Annotated in this window: 16 protein-coding genes; 8 read left to right on the plus strand and 8 right to left on the minus strand. The window is 58.5% G+C overall.

The features are described 5' to 3' along the window. Positions 1-23 precede the first annotated feature (23 nt). A complete protein-coding gene (locus AC6IY8_RS04295; protein ID WP_497777462.1) occupies positions 24-2,576 on the plus strand; it encodes a glycoside hydrolase family 31 protein in 2,553 nt (850 codons plus the stop codon). 4 nt (positions 2,577-2,580) lie between these two features. Here the strand turns inward: AC6IY8_RS04295 and AC6IY8_RS04300 are convergent, their stop codons facing one another. Continuing rightward, positions 2,581-3,612 (minus strand): ferrochelatase, encoded by a 1,032-nt coding sequence (locus AC6IY8_RS04300; protein WP_497777463.1) that lies wholly within the window; start codon positions 3,610-3,612, stop codon positions 2,581-2,583. A 107-nt stretch (positions 3,613-3,719) separates the two neighbouring features. Between AC6IY8_RS04300 and AC6IY8_RS04305 the strand changes: the two genes are divergently transcribed. Continuing rightward, positions 3,720-4,175 carry a metallophosphoesterase family protein gene (locus AC6IY8_RS04305; RefSeq protein WP_497777464.1) on the plus strand — a complete coding sequence of 152 codons (456 nt, stop codon included), beginning with the start codon at positions 3,720-3,722 and terminating at the stop codon, positions 4,173-4,175. Between the two features lie 3 nt (positions 4,176-4,178). Here AC6IY8_RS04305 and AC6IY8_RS04310 read toward each other — a convergent pair whose 3' ends face one another. The 7 genes from AC6IY8_RS04310 to AC6IY8_RS04340 form a co-directional block, all read right to left on the minus strand. Further along, complete coding sequence (locus AC6IY8_RS04310) at positions 4,179-5,231, minus strand: hypothetical protein (protein WP_497777465.1); 1,053 nt, start codon at positions 5,229-5,231, stop codon at positions 4,179-4,181. Between the two features lie 273 nt (positions 5,232-5,504). After that, entirely contained in the window at positions 5,505-6,377 is an 873-nt protein-coding gene (locus AC6IY8_RS04315; protein ID WP_497777466.1) for a tetratricopeptide repeat protein, read from the minus strand. A 286-nt stretch (positions 6,378-6,663) separates the two neighbouring features. Further along, positions 6,664-7,407: a peptidoglycan-associated lipoprotein Pal gene (gene pal / locus AC6IY8_RS04320; protein WP_497777467.1), complete on the minus strand. Its 744-nt coding sequence runs from the start codon at positions 7,405-7,407 to the stop codon at positions 6,664-6,666. Between the two features lie 110 nt (positions 7,408-7,517). Further along, positions 7,518-8,870, minus strand: a complete 1,353-nt coding sequence (gene tolB / locus AC6IY8_RS04325) for a Tol-Pal system beta propeller repeat protein TolB (protein WP_497777468.1) — start codon at positions 8,868-8,870, stop codon at positions 7,518-7,520. 111 nt (positions 8,871-8,981) lie between these two features. Then, positions 8,982-9,842 carry a TonB family protein gene (locus AC6IY8_RS04330; protein WP_497777469.1) on the minus strand — a complete coding sequence of 287 codons (861 nt, stop codon included), beginning with the start codon at positions 9,840-9,842 and terminating at the stop codon, positions 8,982-8,984. After that, complete coding sequence (locus tag AC6IY8_RS04335) at positions 9,826-10,260, minus strand: ExbD/TolR family protein (RefSeq protein ID WP_497777470.1); 435 nt, start codon at positions 10,258-10,260, stop codon at positions 9,826-9,828. The genes AC6IY8_RS04330 and AC6IY8_RS04335 overlap by 17 nt, the downstream gene beginning before the upstream one ends. Before the next feature lie 9 nt (positions 10,261-10,269). Further along, positions 10,270-10,947, minus strand: a complete 678-nt coding sequence (locus AC6IY8_RS04340; protein WP_497777471.1) for a MotA/TolQ/ExbB proton channel family protein — start codon at positions 10,945-10,947, stop codon at positions 10,270-10,272. Between the two features lie 273 nt (positions 10,948-11,220). Between AC6IY8_RS04340 and AC6IY8_RS04345 the strand changes: the two genes are divergently transcribed. The 6 genes from AC6IY8_RS04345 (at position 11,221) to AC6IY8_RS04370 (ending at position 20,888) form a co-directional block, all read left to right on the plus strand. Further along, complete coding sequence (locus AC6IY8_RS04345) at positions 11,221-13,299, plus strand: M13 family metallopeptidase (RefSeq protein WP_497777472.1); 2,079 nt, start codon at positions 11,221-11,223, stop codon at positions 13,297-13,299. A 412-nt stretch (positions 13,300-13,711) separates the two neighbouring features. Continuing rightward, complete coding sequence (recN, locus tag AC6IY8_RS04350) at positions 13,712-15,397, plus strand: DNA repair protein RecN (RefSeq protein ID WP_497777473.1); 1,686 nt, start codon at positions 13,712-13,714, stop codon at positions 15,395-15,397. Positions 15,398-16,137: 740 nt separating this feature from the next. Beyond that, complete coding sequence (locus AC6IY8_RS04355; protein WP_497777474.1) at positions 16,138-17,115, plus strand: 4-hydroxy-3-methylbut-2-enyl diphosphate reductase; 978 nt, start codon at positions 16,138-16,140, stop codon at positions 17,113-17,115. 6 nt (positions 17,116-17,121) lie between these two features. Next, positions 17,122-19,071, plus strand: a complete 1,950-nt coding sequence (gene shc / locus AC6IY8_RS04360) for a squalene--hopene cyclase (RefSeq protein ID WP_497777475.1) — start codon at positions 17,122-17,124, stop codon at positions 19,069-19,071. 90 nt (positions 19,072-19,161) lie between these two features. Continuing rightward, a complete protein-coding gene (hpnA, locus tag AC6IY8_RS04365; protein ID WP_497777476.1) occupies positions 19,162-20,178 on the plus strand; it encodes a hopanoid-associated sugar epimerase in 1,017 nt (338 codons plus the stop codon). Continuing rightward, positions 20,163-20,888: a phosphorylase family protein gene (locus AC6IY8_RS04370; protein WP_497777477.1), complete on the plus strand. Its 726-nt coding sequence runs from the start codon at positions 20,163-20,165 to the stop codon at positions 20,886-20,888. Before hpnA ends, AC6IY8_RS04370 begins: the two co-directional genes overlap by 16 nt. Position 20,889: the final 1 nt, after the last annotated feature.

Below are 20,889 nucleotides of genomic sequence, written 5' to 3' on the forward strand. Positions count from 1 at the left end.
CATACCAATTCATAAGGCGGCTCATGATCCGGAACAAAACTGCGGCCCTGCTGACAACTCTGATCGCGTTCAGCGCGTTAGCCTGGGCCGCCAGTTCTGCTGCATCCACACCGACACCGACGATTATGCCCTCAATCACCCTTCTAGGCGCACTCTCGTCGAGCACGCCCACCAATTCTGGCCTCGACCTGCGCAGCGGAGATGCCGTTATCCGGATCGTTGCTCTGCGCGATGATGTTCTGCGAATTCGCATTGCGCCCAAGGGAAAGTTTCCCGAAGATGCATCCTGGGCCGTGTTGCCGGAGGCTTCCAAGCAGTCGGTGAGCGTCGTTTCGGAGGCGAATGAGCGCACGGTAAGTTTTCGGACTCAGTCGCTTCGGGTCGAAGTCGATCGCGCAACCATGCGCATGCGGGTCTGTGATCTCGAGGGCAATATATTGCAAGAGGATGCCGAGGGGTTCTCTCCAGAGTTCAGGCAAAACGCGTTCCGCATCTACAAGCGCATGCCGGATGATGAGCACTATTTTGGATTGGGTGACAAGACCGGCCCACTCGATCGTCGCGGGCAAAGCTTCACGCTTTGGAACACCGACTCTTATAAGTTTCAGGAGTCCACGGATCCCATCTATAAAAGCATTCCTTTCTTCATCGCCGTGCGCCAGGGCCGCGCCCTCGGAGTACTGCTCGACAACACATGGCGCAGTAACTTCGACTTCGGACGACAGATGCCCGGGACATACTCCTTCGGGGCCGAAGACGGGCCGCTTGACTATTACCTGCTCTACGGAAGCGATGCGAAACAGGTGCTGAAGTCCTATGCATGGCTGACCGGAACAACTCCGTTGCCGCCGCTATGGTCATTGGGGTTTCAGCAATCACGATACACATATGAGCCGGAAAGCCGCCTGCGTGAAGTAGCTGCAAAGTTGCGTGCGGATCGCATTCCCACCGATGCGCTCTACCTTGATATCGGGTTCCAGCAGGAGAACAGGCCCTTCACCGTGGACACCGCGAAGTTTGCAAACTTTCCCCAACTTATAGAGGATCTGAGGAAGCAGAACTTCCGTGTCGTCGCAATTACGGACCTGCACATAGCGAACCGCACAAACTACGCGCCCTACGATTCAGGAATCGGGGGCGATCACTTTTTGAAGAATCCCGATGGCTCAAACTACGTCGGCAAGGTGTGGCCGGGAGCCTCCGTGTTCCCCGATTTCACGCATAAAGCTACGCGCGAGTGGTGGGGATCGCTCTACCGGGAATTTGTGGCGGACGGTGTTGCAGGCTTCTGGAACGACATGAACGAGCCCTCCGTGTTCGATGGACCCGGCGGCACCATGCCGGACTCAGTGCGCCATCGCATCGAGGAGCCAGGATTCGAGACAAGAGTTGCTGGGCATCGCGAGATTCACAACGTGTACGGCATGGAGAATTCCCGTGCGACGTTCGAGGGCCTGCAAAAACTCGAGCCCGATGTGCGTCCGTTCGTGTTGACCCGCGCAACCTTTGCCGGAGGACATCGATACGCAACAACGTGGACGGGCGACAACAGCAGTACTTGGAATCACCTTCGGATGACCACTCCCATGCTGTTGAATCTCGGACTGAGTGGTTTTGGAATGAGCGGCGCTGATGTGGGAGGATTCATCGGATCACCCTCGCCGGACCTGCTGACGAAGTGGACGGAACTCGCTGCCTTTCAGCCGATCGATCGGTATCACGCAGAGAAGGGAACCGCTGACAAAGAGCCTTGGGTGCATGGTCCGCAACATGAAAACATCCGCCGCGCCTACATCGAAGAGCGCTATCGGTTGATGCCGTATTTGTACACGGCGGCGGAAGAGATGTCGCGCACGGGAGTCCCTATTGTGCGTCCGCTATTTGTGGAGTTCCCAAGGGCCACGGCTGACGCGCATCCGCTTGATATCGATGCGGGCAGTGAATTTCTCTTTGGGCGCAACCTGCTCGTGGCTCCATCTCCATATCCCGAGCGGCCGGATGACTACGCTGTGCAACTGCCTCCTGTGGATTGGTATGACTATTGGACAGGTGAGCGTTATGCGGTAGCGCGCGGACAATCCATTTCTTCGGAGCCCAACGCTCCGGTGAGTCCGACTGCTGGATTGACATCCATCAATATACGTCCGAGGCTCGATGTGCTTCCGGTGTATGTGCGAGAGGGCGCAATCATTCCCATGCAACCGCTGACGCAAAGCACAGAAGAGAAGCCGAATGGACCGCTCACGCTGCGAGTGTATCCTGGGCGCGATTGCACCGGTTCGATCTACCAGGATGACGGCAAGACCATGGCTTACAAGCGCGGTGAATTCCTGCGCATGCAGTTCACGTGCGAAGTAGCTGCTGATTCAGTAAAGCTGCATATCGGAGCGCACGAGGGAAGCTACAAGCCATGGTGGAGTCAACTGCGTGTCGAGGTGTATGGTTGGCAGGCAACGTCCGCTCATGTGACCGGAAATGCAACCGCGCCGTTGGCGAGCGTTGACCGCAGTCGACATGTCGCAAGCTTCACGGTTGCCGATGATGGCAACGGGGCTGACATAGAAATTATGCACTGAGCCTTTATGCGCGATGTGCGCCGGTGAGGCTTGGCGATAACACCGGCGCTGGGCAACAATCCAGGGCGCAGAAATCGTGACTCGGCCCGAAAAGGCCAAGGGCAGGGCGTTGCGCGTCTGGATTCATCCTCTCTTCGATCAGCTCACGGATCATGCTTACAAATCGTGGATGCGTGCCCGCAGTGTGTGCGCGCTGATATGTGACGCCGAGTTCTTCGCAGCGCTCACGAGCCTGAGTGTCGAGATCAAAAATGATCTCCATGTGATCGGAGACGAAGCCGATGGGCACGAGCACAAGATCCTTAGCTCCGCGTGAATGCTCTTCGTCGATGGCCTCGAGAATGTCAGGAGCGAGCCAAGGCTGCGAAGGTGATCCGCTTCGACTCTGATATACGAGACGGTAATCGCGATGGCCAACGGCTTCGGCCACCAGCCGGGAAGCTTCCTCGAGCTGCTCGACATAGCGCGACGTAGATGCCATTGTCATTGGGATGCTGTGAGCAGTGAACAGCAGACGAGCATTGGCGCGGCGCTCGGCGGGCACTCTGGCGAATGCTTCACGCGCATTGGACGCGACTGCTTCGATGTAACCGGGATGATTGTAGAAAGCGCGGATCTTATCGACTCTTGGTGCACCTTCTCCGACTGATTGTTGTGCCGCGGCGATATTTTCTCGATACTGACGGCAACCGGAATAGGAACTATAGGCCGATGTGAAGAATCCAAGTGCGTGGCGGATGCCGTCGCGCTTCATCTCTGCAAGCGTGTCGGCGAGCATGGGGTGCCAGTTACGATTTCCCCAATAAATTGGAAGCGAGATGCCGTGCGCGTCCAACTCAGCGCGGAGTGCAGCGAGGAGGTCGCGGTTCTGCTGATTGATAGGACTCTTGCCGCCGAAGTGATAGTAGTGCTCGGCTACTTCGAGAAGGCGCTCGCGAGGCACAGGCTTGCCGCGCAATACGTTTTCGAGGAAGGGGATCACGTCCTCGGTCTTCTCTGGGCCGCCAAAAGAGACAAGCAGAATCGCGTCATACATACAAAGTGTTCTGATGCTGCGCTGAAGGCAGCGATGCGATATTCGCGGCGAATTCGACTCTGGTTCAAAGACTGCTTGAAAAATTGTCCACGGAATAAAATAGCCGAATGGCAATTGGAGTAATCAGCGATACTCATGGCCTGCTCAGGCCCGAAGCTCAAGATGCATTGCGCGGAAGCGAGTTGATCCTTCACGCAGGAGATGTAGGCAAGCCGGAGATCTTGCGCGAACTCCGTCGCATCGCCCCGGTCTTTGCGGTACGTGGAAATGTGGACGTGGAGTCGTGGGCAAAACAATTGCCAGTGAGCGAATTGGCAGAATGTGCTGGAAGAAGCTTCTACATCTTGCATCGCATCGCTGATCTTGATGTGAAGCCGCAGGCCGCGGGTTTTGCGGCGGTGATCTATGGACACTCGCACAAGCCGCTGATCGAGTGGCGCGATGGCGTGTTGTTCTTCAATCCAGGCAGTGCCGGACCTCGACGATTTTCGCTGCCAGTCACGGTGGGGAAGATAGAAGTCGTGGATGGAGAGCTCCGCCCGGAGATCATCCCCATCCTCTAATCACTACCAGATACCTTTGTCGCTGCCCGTTAGTTTGTAGCTGATTGCCGCGGCCGATGCGAGATAAGGCAACAGCGAAAGCCGCAATGTTCCCGCGACATCGCCGCGCATCGCAGCGGTTGTGACTTGTGCGGTGTAGAGCTGCGCGCCCTGCGGAACAATGGGTACGCGGATGAAGCGCGAACGAACGTACACCTTCTCGCCTCCGAAGACTGCGTCGGCGAGAACTTCCGATGGCAGAACGACAGGCGTGCCGCGATATTGCTGGACATAGTCGCTGACGATGCGGAGCAGCGAGCACACACCTTTCCAGATGCCGCCCATGGAAGCGGAGCGATGCAGCTCAACAAAATCCACGGCTCCGGACTCGACGAGCGCAGCGATGTTCACGATGTCGCAAACGCGAAAGTAGAAGTGGCGATACATGCGTTGCAGCGTGGCAACGACGATGCGCTCTTCTGGTGCGGGCACTCGAAAGTCGAAACCTGAAACTGATTTTGTAACGCGACGCGATACGAAACGCTGCGCCATCGCAAGATGCTCACCTGTCTGTCCGAGCCGCTGAACATGCACCTCTACGGCCTCGGGCAGGCCGGGGATGGCGAAGTTCCATTTATTGGCGAGGCGGTCGCCCCAACTGCGCGCTTCGATGTGCGCGTGGAATCGCGAGGTCATGACATCGCAGACCTGACCTGCTGACGCGGTGGTGTAGAGGTCGAGATCATTGCCGAGGTCGGGCCAGTGGTCGAGCGATTTCATTACCGTAGTGGGACAATTTGCGGATTCGAGCGCGCCAGTGATGACGAACAGGTGTTGAATTGCGTTGCTGATGCGGCGCTGTTCGTGCTCGATGCGAGTGCGGCAGCGCGTGGCGAGAGCGGTGTCGCCGTGGTGTTCGGCAGTTTCTTTGAGCGGCAGCAAGGCGCGTAGAACAACGTGGTTGGAGTCGGCGAGAGATGTGAACTCGTTGAACTCTTCGTCAGTAAGCTCGCATAGGTGTGGATAGACTTCGTGCGCGCGGGAGGGCGCGAGCGTAAGGGTAGAGAGCGCTTGCATGAACGAATTTTCTTGAGAGCTGGACATTTTCATAAGCAGGATGGCTGAACCACAAAGGCTAGGATGATGCTGAAATGCGCGGAGTTGCAGGTACTAGGGCTTAGTTCAACAGGTCTCAGGAAAGTGAACAGGAGTTCGGAGGGAAGTAACGGGCGAGTATATAGGATTGCAGTGAGGGGCGAGCATTGGCGGGAGAGTTAATGGAAGTTGTGAGGGAGTGCATGCGCGGTCAATGGAGGCCGGATTAGCAGGTTTTGGAGGGGAAATCGAGGGTCAGCGAGTCCTCTTGGTGGATGCTGGGCGCGAGTTGGTCGCGCCCAGTTTCTTGAGGCGCTCACGCGCCTGAGTCGCTTCGATGGTGCGGGGGTAACGCTGGATGAGCGCATTCAGTTCGCGGACGCCGGCGTCCTTGCGTCCGAGTTCGAGAAGAGCGTAGCCCTTCTTGAGCTGGGCGGCGGCAGCCTTGTTGCCTCCCGGGAACTGCTCGAGCACTTTGTCGTAGTCGGCGGCAGCGGCTTCGAAGTTTCCGGCGCGGTACTCGACGTCGGCGACATAGTACTGGGCATTACCGGCGAGATCGGTATTGGGGTAGTACTTGATGTAGTCCTGGAATTGCGAGAGCGCCAGGTCGTAGCGTCCGGAGTTGTAGTCGCGGAGCGCGTTGTTGTAGAGAACGTCGGCAGGAGGCGCGGCGGCTGCGCCGGTGGGCGCGCCTGCGGGTGCGGAACCGGAGGCAGGCTGTCCGGGCTGCAGATTCTGCTGCTGGTTCTGGAGATCGTCGAGCTGCTTGCTGGTTTTGGCAAGGCGAGCTTTTAGCTCATCGAGGGAATCATTGAGGGTCTGGATCTGTCCGGAGACCTGCTCGATGCGGCCCTGCGAATCGGAGCTCTGCTGCTGTAGCGTTCTCTGCAATCCCTGGACGGACTCGGTGAGCTTGTTCACGTTGTCTGTGCTCTGCTCGATGAGGCTGCGCATGACGCCCATGCGCTCGTCGAATGACTGCTGCATGTGAGCCATGCGGTCGGCGAGGTCCTGCACCTGGGTTTGTAGCTGGATGATTTCCTTGGACACGGCAAAGGCCGGAGTGGCGGGAGCCGCAATGGTGATGGCCAGAAGCGTGAGAGTTGCTGCTTTTCTCAGATTCATGATTCGTCTCCGGGCGTCTGGCGCCCGACTCTGTTCTGATGAAGACAAGAGAAACAGAGGTGATAACAACTAGTCGAGTTTAATACAAGCGACTTACTTTGTCTTGCCAGCCAGCGAAATCCGTTCGTGTGTGATGCGAAAAGTTTGCTATTCCCACATTCGCCAGAAGAGGGCGGATGTGGGCGACCGAGTTGGGGGGCACCGAATTTGGGGCTCCCCAAGATTACTCGGGATTAAGAATGGCGGGACGCGTGTGGCGTCCCGCCAAGTGAGTGCAAGCCGAAGACTACTTCTGTCCGTAGACGAAGTGGTCGCGGCGGTTCTGCTGCCAGCACGCTTCGGTGCTTTCGCTGCAGAAGGGCTTTTCCTTGCCGAAGCTGATGACCTTGATCTGGTCGGCCGAAACGCCAGCCTTGATCAGGGCATTGCGGGCGGCGTTGGCGCGATTGTCGCCAAGAGCCAGGTTGTAGTCGGTGGAACCGCGTTCGTCGCAGTGTCCCTCGATGGTGAACTTGATGGACGGATGCGACTTGAGGAAGGCGGCATCGGCATCGACGACGGCCTGATCTTCGGCGCGAAGGTCATAGCGATCGTAGTCGAAGTAGATGTCCTTCACGTTCTGCGCGAACAGAGCATCATCGGCCGGCTCGGGAGCTTTGGCAGCAGGAGGCGGCGGAGGCGGCTCAACAACGGTGAGGCGCGCGGTCGCGTCGGTCGATCCACCCGCACCCTGCGCGGTGAGGCGATAGGTGGTGGAGGTCGTCGGGGAAACCTGCTGCGAACCGCTGGCGTTTACGGTGCCGATTCCGTCGATGCTGACGGTCGTGGCGTTTTGCGTGGACCAGGTAAGGGTTGCAGAACCGCCGCGCTGAACGCTCTCAGGGCTGACGCTCAGGGTCGCGGTGGGTGCCGCCGGAGGAGGAGTTGGAGGCGGAGTCGGGGGAACCTGTTTTTTCTTACATCCGCCAACGATAACGATCATTGCCAGCGCAAGTGTTAATAGAAACCACTTCATCTTGCTATGTTTCAATTCATCCTCCAGGCGAGAAATCTCGCGTTGGGCCGACTTAGAAAGTTCGCCGGCCGTTATGAGTTACGGACACGTCTCAGCAACTGCTCATTAGAAAGCCGTTCCGATTTCTATTTCCAACTCCAATTAGGTTGCGAGTTGGAACCGGTGAAAGTCAATTGTGTTTGCTGGCTACCATCGGCCAGCATGGACCATATCTGTTCCGTACCGCTGCGCGTCGATTGATAGACGATGTGCCGTCCATCGGGAGACCACGACGGGAAATCGTTGCGTCCGCCATCATGGGTCAACTGCACCCACTGGTGGCTGGCTACGTCCATGATGTAAATGTCGGAGGCGCCGGGCGCACCGGGACCATAGTGGCGAATCCATGCGAAAGCAAGGAACTGTCCATTGGGAGACCAGGAGGGCGAGACTGCATAGCCCTGGTCGGTGATGCGCTGCACGTTGGTTCCGTCTGCGTCCATGATATAGATCTGCGGCAGACCGCTGCGCCCGCTCACCCACGCGATTTGCGCGTTGGTCTTCGGATTCCATACGGGCGATACGTCAGGTCCATGATACGCCGTCAGACGCTTGAGGTTATTGCCATTCTGATCGCAAACGTAAATTTCAGGATCGCCAGTGCGCGAGGATGAGAACGCGATGCGCGTTCCATCGGAACTCCACGCGGGTGAGAGATTGGTGCCGCCGAAACTGGGGAAGTTGACGAGGCGTCCGAGTTCGAGCGAATACATGGCGATGTTGGGACCGCCGCGCGCAAAGGATGAAAACGCGATGCGCGAGTTGTCGGGCGATACGCGCGGGGAGAGAGCGATGGAGCCCTGATGGATGAGCTGGTGCTGTCCCGCACCGTCATAGTCCATGCCCCAGACTTCCTTGCTGCCGCCGCGATTGCTGATGAAGTAGAGCCGGGTTTCGGCGATGCCGTTGATGCCGCCTCCGAGGCGGAAGATGATCTCATCGGCGAAGCGGTGAGCGATCAGGCGAGCATTGTCTTCGCTGGCAGCTTCGCGATACTGCTTGGCAAAGACCTGCGGGTTCTGCGAGTTCTTGACGTCGAAGAGCCAGCCCTGCACTTGAAGGCTTCCGCCGTTGACGCCGAGGTTTCCGAAAGCGAGCATGGCGGTGTTGACCGGAGGCGCGGCCCAGACATCAAGGCGCGCATCGGCCGGAACTCCGACGGCTGCGAGCGGGTAGAAGCTCTTGGAAACCATGTCGAAGATGCCAGCCTGGGCAAGGTCGTTGAACAGGACGGAATTAAACGTCTTGTCGAGCGGCGTGGATTGCGGGTCGCCAGTAGCGATTTTGAAATCGGGGACCGAGATGCGAATTTTTTCGCCACCAACGCCGGTGCCGGTGCGAATCCAGTCCTGCGCGAGAAGGGGAGAAGTCAGGGTGAGGAGGAGTGCTACGAAAGCAAAAATCGAATGGCGGTAGAAAGGCTTGGAACAGCCGAGCATATTTGAGCCTTGCTGGGATCCTTCGCTGCGCTCAGGATGACACCTCATAACAGAAGATTTGGGAAACGATTCCTTCATTCAACTCTCCGAAAGTGCGTCGACGCGTAAGGGTCAGCGCCGGTAATCGAACCAGAACTCCACGGAAACGTAGCTACCGTTGTACTCACGGGGCAGGTCGCCAAAGGTGTCGATGCGCTGCAGGGTACGAACGGCGGACATGTCGAGCGCCGGGATGCCGGAGGACTGCTCGATGCGTACGTTGGATGGCCTCCCATTCCGCGAGATGTCAAAAAGTATATAAACACGCTTGGCCGAGGTGACACTCGGATTTACTTCACTCTGCCAGGCCTGATGAACCTTTCTTGCTACGACCTCGGTGTACCAACCAAAGCGCGAGCCGAAGGTTCCGCTGCCGCCTTCGCCGAACTTCATGCCGCCGCTGGTGCCACCGCTCTGGAACGTGGTGAAGGGGCCGGCAACTGGGCCGCCGCCTCCGAAGGGAATTGTGTTATCGACCTTCGCCATCTCGCGCGGCTTCTCGCGGCTGGGCGCGGCGATCGTGGGTTGCTTCGCAACCTCGCGCGGGTTGGGGCGCGGGGAGGTGTTGGCGACGGGCTTCTCTTTCGCGGACTTCTGCTTCGCGTCGCGATCGGGGATGGCGATGGCTTTGTCGTCAGGCTTGGAAACCGGAGCGGGTTGCGATTGCGAGAGTCCTTTGCTGTCGTTGGCAAGAACGTTTTCGGGCTTGGCCTGCGGATTGGGAGGCAAGGGAATGCCGCTGACGAGATGCGCGCTCATGGCTCCGCCGGGCTCGCCGCCATTGCCGTTGTTTCCCCAGGCATCGCCAGAGTGGGAGAAGACACCGGGCAGCAACAGGGCGCACGCGAGCAGCGCCGCGTGAAGGGCAGCAGAGACGGCCAGCGACGAGAAAAGTGATTCCTTGCGGCCGTAGATGTCAGCGTCGAGAGGCATTGGTCTTCGTATTGAGCGGTTGCGTCACGATGCTCACGTTGGTGATGCCGGTCTGCTTCACGGCGTCCATGACGGTGGCAAAGGCGCCAAAAGGCACATTCTCATCGGAGCGGATGAACACGCTCTGGCCTTGCGGATCGCGGATCTTGTCGTGCAACCTGTCGGAGATTTCGTTGATGTTGATGGGATCGTTGCCCAAAAAGACGCGCTGATCCTTATCAATGGTAATGACCAGGCGCTCTTCGGTGATCTCCTTGACTGTTTTGGTCTTCGGCACCTCGACTTCGATTCCGGACTGAAGGATGGGCGCGGTGACCATGAACATCACGAGCAGCACGAGGACGACATCTACGAATGGAGTGATGTTGATGTCCGACAGTGAACTCTGGGTGCGTCCCTTGTTGTTTGTAAACGCCACCGATGTCTCCTAACGCGCGTCGCCGTTGCGGTCGATAATGTTGAGCAACTCGAGGCTGAAGTCATCCATGCGCGCGGCGAATTCACGAATGTTCTGCAGGAAGACGTTGTAAGCCACCACGGCGGGCACGGCAGCAAAAAGTCCGGCGGCGGTGGTGATGAGTGCTTCGGAGATGCCAGGGGCAACGGCGCGGAGGGTGGCAGCGCCTGCGGTGCCGAGTCCGTGAAAGGCGTCGATGATGCCCCAGACGGTTCCGAAGAGTCCGACGAAGGGAGCGATGGAGCCGGTGGTGGCGAGCCAGTTCAGACGGCTCTCGAGGCGCGTGAGTTCTTCAGAAGCGGCGATCTGGGTGGCGCGCTGCACGGAGACCGTGCGCGGGTTGGCACCGCAGCGCTTCAACTCTTCGACGGCGCCTTCAAAGACGGCCACGAGAGGCGAGGGCTTGAACTGATCCGAGACGGCGGCGAGCTCCTGCAGGCGCGAAGCCTTACGGAAGGTGCGAACGAAACGTCCGCTCTGCACCGAGGCGCGGCGGAAGAGACCGTACTTGGAGAGAATGATCGTCCAGGACAGAAGACTGAAGGCGAGAAGGATCAGCAGTACGATTTTGGCGACGAGGCCGGTGCTGGAAACCATGTCCAACACCTCTCCGCCGAGTGCGAAAGCTAGCAAATTAGTGATTGGCATCCTTTTCTCATGAGAGCGGGCGCTGAAGTCGCATCACGCCCAGGCGAGGCTTGTTGGCTTGTGGCTTGAGGCAGTGATGCGAAATCATTTTCATTATAGTCAGCTCTGTAGAGCTTTGCGCAGGCGTGTTGTGCAGAAGTCGAAGTTATCGAGCAAACAGGAATATGAAATGACAACTTCAGAGTAGGTTTTAAGGGGATGACTGTAGAGCAGGCTCTGAGGGCGTGTAAACTGCGAGTGCCTGAAGTAGGGGGAAACGGATTGAACCTAATCATGAAGACTAGTGGATGGTTGACGATCGCACTGCTGGCGGCTGGATCGCTGGCGGCAACGGCTCAGAATACGCCCGCGACTGCAGCGGCGAAACCGGCGGAGCGTCCGCTGAAGGCACTGCCTTATACACCGAGTCTGGATGTGCCGTCGATGGATAAGACGTCGGCCCCGTGCGTGGACTTCTATCAGTACAGTTGCGGCGGATGGATGAAGAAGAATCCGATTCCTCCGGACCAGGCGCGCTGGGATGTTTATTCGAAGCTGGCGAACGACAATCTGCAATATCTATGGGGCATTCTGGACGACCTCTCGAAGGCGAATGTGACGCGGACTCCTGTGCAGCAGAAGATTGGAGATTATTTCGGCGCGTGCATGGATGAGACGACGGTGGAGAAGCTGGGGGCGAAGCCCATCGAACCGATGCTGAAGCAGATTGCGACGATGAAGTCGAAGCGGGAGATTGCGCCGTGGCTGGCGGATCAGCATCTGAATGGGGCTCACGCAGGGCTGATGTTCGGATTTGGCTCGAACCAGGACTATGCGGATGCGACGCAGGTAATCGCCTTTGCCGTGGGCGGAGGGCTGGGGCTGCCGGATCGTGACTACTATCTGAAGACCGATGCGAAATCAGTCGAGCAACGGCAGAAGTACGTTGAACACGTGGCGAAGATGCTGGCGCTGGCCGGGGAAGGCGAGGCACAGGCGAAATCCGATGCTGCGACGATCATGCGCATGGAAACGGCTCTGGCGAAGGCTACTCTGACGCGGGTGGACAAGAGAGATCCGTACAAGCTGTTTCACAAGATGAGCCCGGCAGAGGTGGAGAAGATGTCGCCGGAGTTTGACTGGAAGACCTACCTGACGAAGAGTGGGCTGGATGGAGTGAAGACCGTCAACGTGACGGAGCCGGAGTTTTTCAAAGAGCTGAATGCGCAGTTGGCGAGCGAGCCGCTGGAGAATTGGAAGGTGTACTTGCGGTGGCACGTGATCGATGGGGCGGCGCCGTATTTGTCGAAGGCGTTTGTGGATGAGGATTTCGCGTTTAACCGGAAGTATCTGCGCGGAGTGGCAGAGCAGAGGCCGAGATGGAAGCGGTGCGTCGCGGATGTGGATCATCTGCTGGGAGAGGCGCTGGGACAGGAGTTCGTGCGCAGGACGTTCAGCGAAAAGACGAAGCAGGACACGGTGCGCATGACGGAGCTGATCGAAAAGGCCATGGCCGAGGAGATCAACGGGCTTGACTGGATGACTCCGGAGACAAAGAAACAGGCGCTGGTGAAGCTGAACGGAATCAGGAACAAGGTTGGGTATCCGGAAAAGTGGCGGGACTATAGTTCGGTAGAGGTCAGGCCGGGAGACCTGTTTGGAAATCACATGCGCGCGGCGTCGTTTGAGGCGCATCGCGATCTGAACAAGATTGGGAAGCCTGTGGACAAGATGGAGTGGGGCATGAGTCCTCCGACGGTGAACGCCTACTACAACCCGCAGATGAATGACATCAACTTTCCAGCGGGAGTGCTGCAACCGCCGCTGTACGATCCGAAGATGGATGACGCGCCGAACTATGGCAATACGGGATCGACGATTGGGCATGAGCTGACGCATGGGTTCGACGATGAAGGAAGGCAGTTTGACGCGGCAGGAAATCTGAAGGACTGGTGGACTCCAGAAGACGCCAAAAAGTTCGAGGAGAAGATCAACTGCGTGCGCGATCAGTATGCGGATTACGTGGTGGTGGACGACATCAAGATCAACAGCAAGCTGACGAGCGGCGAAGATGTGGCAGATCTGGGGGGCACTCTGCTGGCGTACATTGCGTGGCGAGAAGCGACGAAGGATATGAAGCTGGAGGCGGTGGATGGGTTCACGCCGGAGCAGAGGTTCTTTGTCGGCTTTGCGCAGTGGGCTTGCGAGAATGCAAGGCCGGAGGAGTTGAGAGCGAATGCGATCACGGACCCGCACTCTCCAGGAAAGTATCGGATCAATGGGATTGTCAGCGATCTGCCGGAGTTTCAGAAGGCGTTTGGGTGTAAGGCGGGTCAGCCGATGGTGAGAGCGAAGGCTTGCAAGGTGTGGTAAGGCAGGGAAAGTGACTACTCTAAACTCGCAACGCGAGTTTGGGGGAGCACCCGAAACAAGATCAACAACAAACGCAACAGCAACAGCAAAGGCAAAAACGGCAAAGACAAGAGAAGAACCTTTGGAGGGCGCTTCGCGCCTTCTTCAATAGAACCCACATGCGCTTGCCAAAAGAGGCAAGCGTATATGGGGCACCCGCGGTGCTTAGCGCTTTGCTTGGGTACAGGGACTTCTCGCCCGCGGTGCTTAGGTTCGCGGTGATGGGAAGCTGGTGCGCGAACAGTGGTCGTGCTTAGGGCATGGAATCAGAGCAACAGTGATAGCAAGGGCAAAGGCAAGGCAAGTTAGTTGCGGCGAGGATGCAGGAGGCGTGGTATGCTCGCCGGGAAATCTACACACGATGGGTGCCTGAGTGCTTAGGGAACTGCGGGTTGAAAACTACGCCGTTATCGACAACGTGGTGGTTGAGTTTGGGGCTGGGTTGAATCTGCTGACGGGCGAGACGGGCGCTGGTAAGTCGATTCTGATCGACGCGCTGGCGCTGCTGCTGGGCGAAAAGGCTTATAGCGATGTCGTGCGCCATGGAGCGGAGAAGGCGACAGTGGCAGCCGTGTACGAGTCGGAGGATCCGGGGATCGCCGAGGTGCTGGAGGAAAACGGCATCGACAGCGAAGGGGCGGAGATCATCCTGCGCAGGGACATCGCGCTGAACGGCAAAGGCAGAGTGTTCGTAAACAACCAACCGGCGACAGTGGCGGTGCTGAAGGCGCTGGCCCCGAGGCTAGCGGTGGTGCATGCGCAGAACCAGACGATGCTGATGTTCGATCCTCCGGAAAGGCTGGCGCTGCTGGATGCGGCGGCGGGGCTGAGTGTGGCCGGAGTGAGCGAGGCGTTTGCGAAGTGGAAAGAGGTCGCTGCGCGCATTGCTGAGTTGGAGAGGGACGAGCAGGAGAAGCTGAGGCTGGTGGATCTCTGGAAGTTTCAGTTGAAGGAGATCAAGGACGCGAACCCCGCCGCGGGAGAGGATCAGAAGCTGGAGGGGGAAAAGCGCGTGCTGGCGAACTCCGAGCGTGTGTATGGGGCGGCGCAGGGCGCATTCGATGTGCTGTATGAGGTGGAGGAGTCGGCGGTAGCAAGGTTGAGGGCGGCGACCAAGCATCTGGAGGAACTGGCGCGGTTCGACGAGTCGTTTAAGGATGTGCTGGCGCAGTTGGAAAGCGCGCGCATCACCGTTGAGGATGTGGCGACGACGCTGCGGGATTTCGCCGATGGGATGGATGCTTCGCCGGAGCGGCTGGCCGAGGTTGAAGACAGGCTGGCGGTGCTGGATAAGTTGCGCAGGAAGTATGGGCCGACGCTGGAGGATGTGCTGGCTTTCCAAGAGGAGACGGCGGGAAAGCTGAGCGATCTGGAGAATAAGGACGAACTGCTGGCGGGGTTGCGCAAGGAACTGGCGGCTGCGGCGGCTAAGTATCTGGAAGAAGCGCGGGCACTGAGCAAGAAGCGCTACGAGATGGCGCGGAAGTTGGAGAAGACGGTTGAGGCGGAAATCAACGACCTGGCGATGAAGTCGAAGTTCAAGATCGAGGTATCGGGGTCGGACGAGGAAGGCAACTGGTCGGCAACGGGATTTGATCGCGTGGCGTATCTGATTTCGACCAATCCGGGCGAGCCGATGGGACCGATTGAGGAGATTGCGTCGGGCGGTGAACTATCGCGAGTGATGCTGGCGCTGAAGGCGAGCGTTGAGGCAGGAAGCGCGAAGCACAGCAAGAAAGTGGACGGGCAGCGCTCGCTCGTATTCGATGAAATCGATACGGGAATTGGTGGGCGCGCGGCAGACGCGGTCGGCAAGAAGCTGAAGGCTCTGTCGAGGACGAAGCAGGTGCTGTGCATTACGCATTTGCCGCAGATCGCGTCGTTTGCGGACAGGCATTTCTTAATTGAAAAGCACGAGAGCGGGGGAAGGACTCGGACGACGGTGCGTCCGCTGAGCAGCGACGAGCGGAAGCGGGAAATTGCGAGAATGCTGAGCGGAGCAAAGGTGACAGAGGCGAGTTTGCAGAACGCGGAGCAGTTGCTGAAAGCGAACGCGTGAGGGGGTGGATTGCGGTCGCGTTGGTTTGGTGCGCGCTGGTGGTGTCGGTGGCGTGCGTGGATAGGTATGAGTGGATGGATGGTATTTGGATTGCGTTCCTGCTCGTGGGAGTGTTCGCGGCTTCGATCCATTCAGTGATGAAAACCCGGCGAGGAGTGTTGGGGGATATCCGCGGTGGTTCTTGCGATTCGCTTTGGACGAGAAGCGAGTAGGGGAAGGGAACTCCGGTGGGGGCGAGAGGGAAGGTTGCGGGAATAAATAGGGTCCCTCGCTTCGCTCGGGATGACACCGAAGAGCAAGGGCAAATACACGAGAATGGCGGTTGGTGACCTCAGGGTCGGCAGCGATGCGAGCGGTGGCTGTGATCCTTCGCTTCGCTCAGGATGACACCTTAGAAACAACGGCAAGAACAACAGCAAAAGCAAGAACAAGGACAAGGAAGGCGCTTCGCGCTTCTTTGGTAGATCCCACATGCACTTGCCAAAAGAGGCAAGCGTATATGGGGCACCCGCGGCGCTTGGGGATGCGGTGCTATCGCGGGGAGGGGTCTCCTGTTAGAATCGAGAGAGTTCAGGGATTGCTGTTCGCCTCCTGTTTTAGCCCTGCCCGATGCTGAATGGCCGCATTTCTATGCGACGAGGTGGCGGGAAATGGTGCCGGGACATAGACTTACAGGAAGCGTTGCTGTGCCGGTGGAGCACTGAAATCCCGGCAGGGCACAGTTGAATCTAAAAAATCGAATGACACAGACAACCGAAGCCAAAACCCTCCTGCTTTTGAAGCCCCGTGGATTCTGTGCTGGCGTGGTGCGCGCGATCGATATCGTACGCATTGCGCTGGATACGTTTGGTCCGCCGATCTATGTTCGCAAAGAAATTGTCCACAATAAGTATGTCGTCGAGGACCTGAAGGCCAAGGGCGCAATCTTTGTTGACGATGTGGAAGAGGTGCCGAATGGCGAGCGCGTGATCTACAGCGCTCACGGCGTGGCGCCTTCTGTACGCGAGGCCTCGAAGCTGCGACTGCTGCGCGTGATCGATGCGACCTGCCCGCTGGTGACAAAGGTTCACGTCGAGGCGATCCGTTTCGCGAAGGATGGATACTCGCTGATCCTGATTGGTCACTTGAATCACGACGAGATTGTTGGCACTCTGGGCGAAGCTCCAGAGGTTACGCAGGTCGTGAGCAATGCCGAGCAGGTGGCGAATATCGTGGTGCCGGACCCGAACCGCGTGGCCTATCTGACGCAGACGACGCTTTCGCTGGATGAGGCGAAAGACATTATCGAGGCGCTGAAGGCGAAGTTTCCGAATATTCGCGGGCCGCACGCGCAGGATATCTGCTATGCGACGGAGAACCGCCAGGTCGCGGTGAAGAACGTCGCCGAACAGGCGGATCTGGTGCTGGTAGTGGGCTCGCCGAACAGTTCGAACTCGAACCGCCTGGTAGAAGTGGCACGGAATCTGGGGACGAATTCGCACCTGATCGATACCTGCCAGGATATCGACGAGCACTGGCTGGAGAGTGCGCATACTGTTGCGCTGACGGCAGGTGCCTCGGCGCCGGAAATCCTGGTGCAGGAAGTGATCACGTTCCTGGAGAAGAAGGGCTTTGCGAATGTGCGCGAGGTGGAAGTGATGCCGGAGCATGTGCGTTTTGCGCTGCCTCCGGAGATCGTTGCTGCGATCGGTGCTGCTCCCGAAGCAACGGCGGAGTAAGAATTCATGGAAGCAAGTTCTACGCAGTCGAGTGCGATTCGATTTGGAAAGATATCCGGCTTAGGTACGCGGCTGAAAAGCGCGATCAAGGCAGGGCAGGATTTCCTGTTCTCGCACCAGCACGAAGAAGGCTGGTGGTGCGGCGAGTTGGAAGCCGACACGACTCTCGAATCCGACTACATCTTCTTACATACGGTGCTGGGTACGCGCGACGAGGCGCGGTTCCAGCAGTGCGCGGACGAGATTCTGCGTCATCAGAACGACGATGGCGGATGGCCGATTTATCAGGGTGGGCCGTCGAATATTTCGGCTTCGGTGAAGGCGTATTTTGCGCTGAAGATGTGCGGGTATTCGCCGGACGATCCTCGGATGGCAAAGGCGCGCGAACGTATCCTGGACATGGGGGGCGTGCCGGCCTGCAATACGTTCAGCAAGATTTACCTGTGCGCGTTGGGACAATATGACTACGACGCGGTTCCGGCGATTCCGCCAGAGATCGTGCTGTTTCCGAACTGGTTCTGGTTCAATATCTACGAAATTTCATCGTGGTCGCGGGCAATTCTGATCCCGCTGTCGATCTGCTACGCGAAAAAGCCGTTCAAGAAGATTCCTGACGAGTGGAATATCGACGAGTTGTTCCCCGAGGGACGGCACGGAAGTTCGCTGCATTTGAAGTGGGACAAGAAGCTGGTGGGGTGGAGAAATTTCTTCCTTGTCCTCGACAGGCTGTGCCACTGGTTTGAGCGCGTGCACGTGAGGCCGCTTCGCTCGGTTGCGTTGAAGGCGGCAGAGAAGTGGATGCTGGAGCGATTTGAGTTGAGCGATGGGCTGGGCGCGATTTATCCGTCGATCCTGAACTCGATCATCGCGTTGCGCTGCCTGGGGTATTCGCTGGACGATCCGCAGGTGATTCGTGCACTGGATGAGTTTGAAAAGCTGGGAATCGCCGAGGGAGATGGTTTCCGCATGCAGCCATGCGTCTCTCCGGTGTGGGATACGGCGTACTCGCTGTTTGCGCTGGCGGAGAGCGGAGTCGATCCGAAAGACCCGCGTATGCTGAAGGGCGCGGAATGGATGCTGAAAAAGCAGATTCGGCGCAAAGGCGACTGGTCGGTGAAGGTTCCCAAGGCCGAGCCGGGCGGATGGTACTTCGAGTTCAATAACGAGTTCTATCCGGATGTGGACGACACGGCGCAGGTGATGCTGGCGCTGAATCAGATCGAAACGAGCGATGCACGGTTCCAGAGCGAGTCGGTGAAGCGCGGAGTCGCATGGGAACTGGCGATGCAGTGCAAGAACGGCGGCTGGGCCTCGTTCGATAAAGACAACGACCGCATGGTGTTCCAGTACGTTCCGTTTGCCGACCACAACGCGATGCTCGATCCGGCGACGGTGGACATTACGGGGCGCGTGCTGGAGTGCCTGGCGGCACACGGATTCACGCTGGAAGACAAGCCGGTAAAGAAGGCAATCGAGTTCATCCGCAAGGAACAGGAGCCGGATGGATCGTGGTTTGGACGCTGGGGCGTGAACTACATCTACGGCACGATGTGCGTGCTGCGCGGGCTGGAAGCCATCGGGTTCGATAATCATGAGGCGATGGTGCAGCAGGCGACGGAGTGGCTGCGCATGATGCAGAACTCCGACGGCGGATGGGGCGAGTCGATTGCCTCCTACGAGGATGTGAACGAAAAGGGCGTCGGGGTGAGCACGAGCTCGCAGACGGCGTGGGCGGTCTTGGGACTGATGGCCGGAGGAGATTACAGGTCGGAGTCGCTGGCGCGCGGAATCGCCTATCTGCTGGATCATCAGCAGGCGGACGGCGGGTGGAGCGAAGTGCCGTACACGGGCACGGGATTCCCACGAGTGTTCTACCTGAAGTACCACTCGTATCCTTGGTACTTCCCGCTGATGGCGCTGGCGAAGTATGCGCGTTTTGAAGCGCAGGGAGCATAAGTGCGAGCGGTGACGCGATAGGGCCTGCACAAGTAAGGCTATGGGGCGCAGCCTGAACGGGGCTGCGTTTCATTTTGAAAGAGGGAAGAGTTGAAGGCGTTTGTCACGGGAGCGACGGGGTTTGTAGGAAGCCATGTGGCTCGCCTGCTGGCAGAGCAGGGAGCAGACCTGCGTTTGCTGGTGAGGGCGGGAAGTCGGCGGGAGAATCTGGAAGGACTCGGCGGCGAACTGGCGGTTGGCGATCTGACGGATGCGACTTCGCTGCGCAAGGGTATGGAAGGCTGCGAGGCGGTGTTCCATGTGGCGGCGGATTACCGGCTGTGGATCCGCGACCCGAAGCCGATGTATGCGACGAATGTCGAGGGAACGGCAGCAGTGATCGAGGCGGCGCAGGCAGCAGGCGTGCGTAGAACCGTGTACTGCTCGTCGGTGGCAACGCTGGGATTTGGCTACGAGCGCGTGGCGGTGGACGAGGCGACTCCGGTGACGGAGGCCGACATGATTGGACATTACAAGCGCTCGAAGTATCTGGCGGAGCGGAAGGCCGTGGAGTTGGCAGCCAAGGGCGCCGAGGTGGTGATCGTCAATCCGAGTACTCCGGTTGGAGAACAGGACATTAAGCCCACGCCGACGGGAAGGATCATTCTGGATTTCCTGCTGGGGAATTTTCCGGCGTACATGGAGACGGGAATGAACCTGGTGGACGTGCATGATGTGGCGCGCGGACATTTACTGGCATTTGAGAAGGGGCGAAGGGGCGAGAAGTACATTCTGGGCGGAGAGAACCTGACGTTGAAGCAGATTCTCGACATGCTGGGAGGCATCACGGGGCTGCCATCGCCGAAGATGAAGGTTCCGCATGGAGTGGCAATGGCGTTTGCGGCGTTCGATCAGACCTTCAATGGATACCTGAGGAATCGGGAGCCGAGAGCAACGCTGGAAGAAGTCAGGATGGGCCGGAAATTCATGTGGGTGAGCACCGCAAAGGCCGAGCGCGAGCTGGGATATACGCATGGTGAGGTACGGGCGGCGCTGCAGCGGGCGGCAGAGTGGTTTGTCGCGCACGGATATGCTCCGGCGTACGAGGCGATGTGTCCGACGGCATGAGCGAGCAGGTCGAGTTCGGATTTGTGGCGGCGCTGGAGCGAGAAGTGTCCGGGCTGGTGCGCGGATGGGGACGTGTGAAGCTCCAGCGCGGCGGGCTCGAATGGCGCATTTTCCGGCAGGGGAATGCGGCGCTGATATGCGCTGGAACGGGCGCGGAACGGGCATATGCCGCCACGAAAGCGCTCGTTGAGAACTGCTCGCCAAGGGTGATAAGTTCTATAGGGTTTGTGGGTTCCTGCGTGGCGGAGTTGTCTGTAGGGGCAATCGTTACTCCGGGGGCGGTCATTGACGCAGAGACCGGGCGGAAGTATCCGTGCGCTTCGGGTAATGGGCAGCTTGTGACACTGGCTCGGGTGGCCGGGAAGGCTGCGAAGCAGGACGCTTGTGCCCGGTTCAGTGCCGTGGCGGTGGATATGGAAGCCGCGGGCGTGGCGAGGGCGGCAGCGGAGCTAGGCAGGGAATTCGTGGTGATCAAGGTGGTGTCGGACGGGGCGGATGAGGATTTGGAGTTTCTGGCGGATTTTGTGACGCCGGAAGGGTTTGCTACTGGAAGGTTTGTGGCGCATATCGCGGTGCGTCCGGGATTGTGGCCGAGCGTGAAGCGGCTGCAGGAGAATAGTGCGAGGGCGGCGAAGGCGCTGTGCGGCGCGGTTGAATCGTGCATTGAACGCGGTGCGGTGCTCGTGCCAGGAAGCCGGAGTAGAGGGTAGG

The sequence above is a fragment of the Koromonas soli genome (assembly GCF_059726265.1).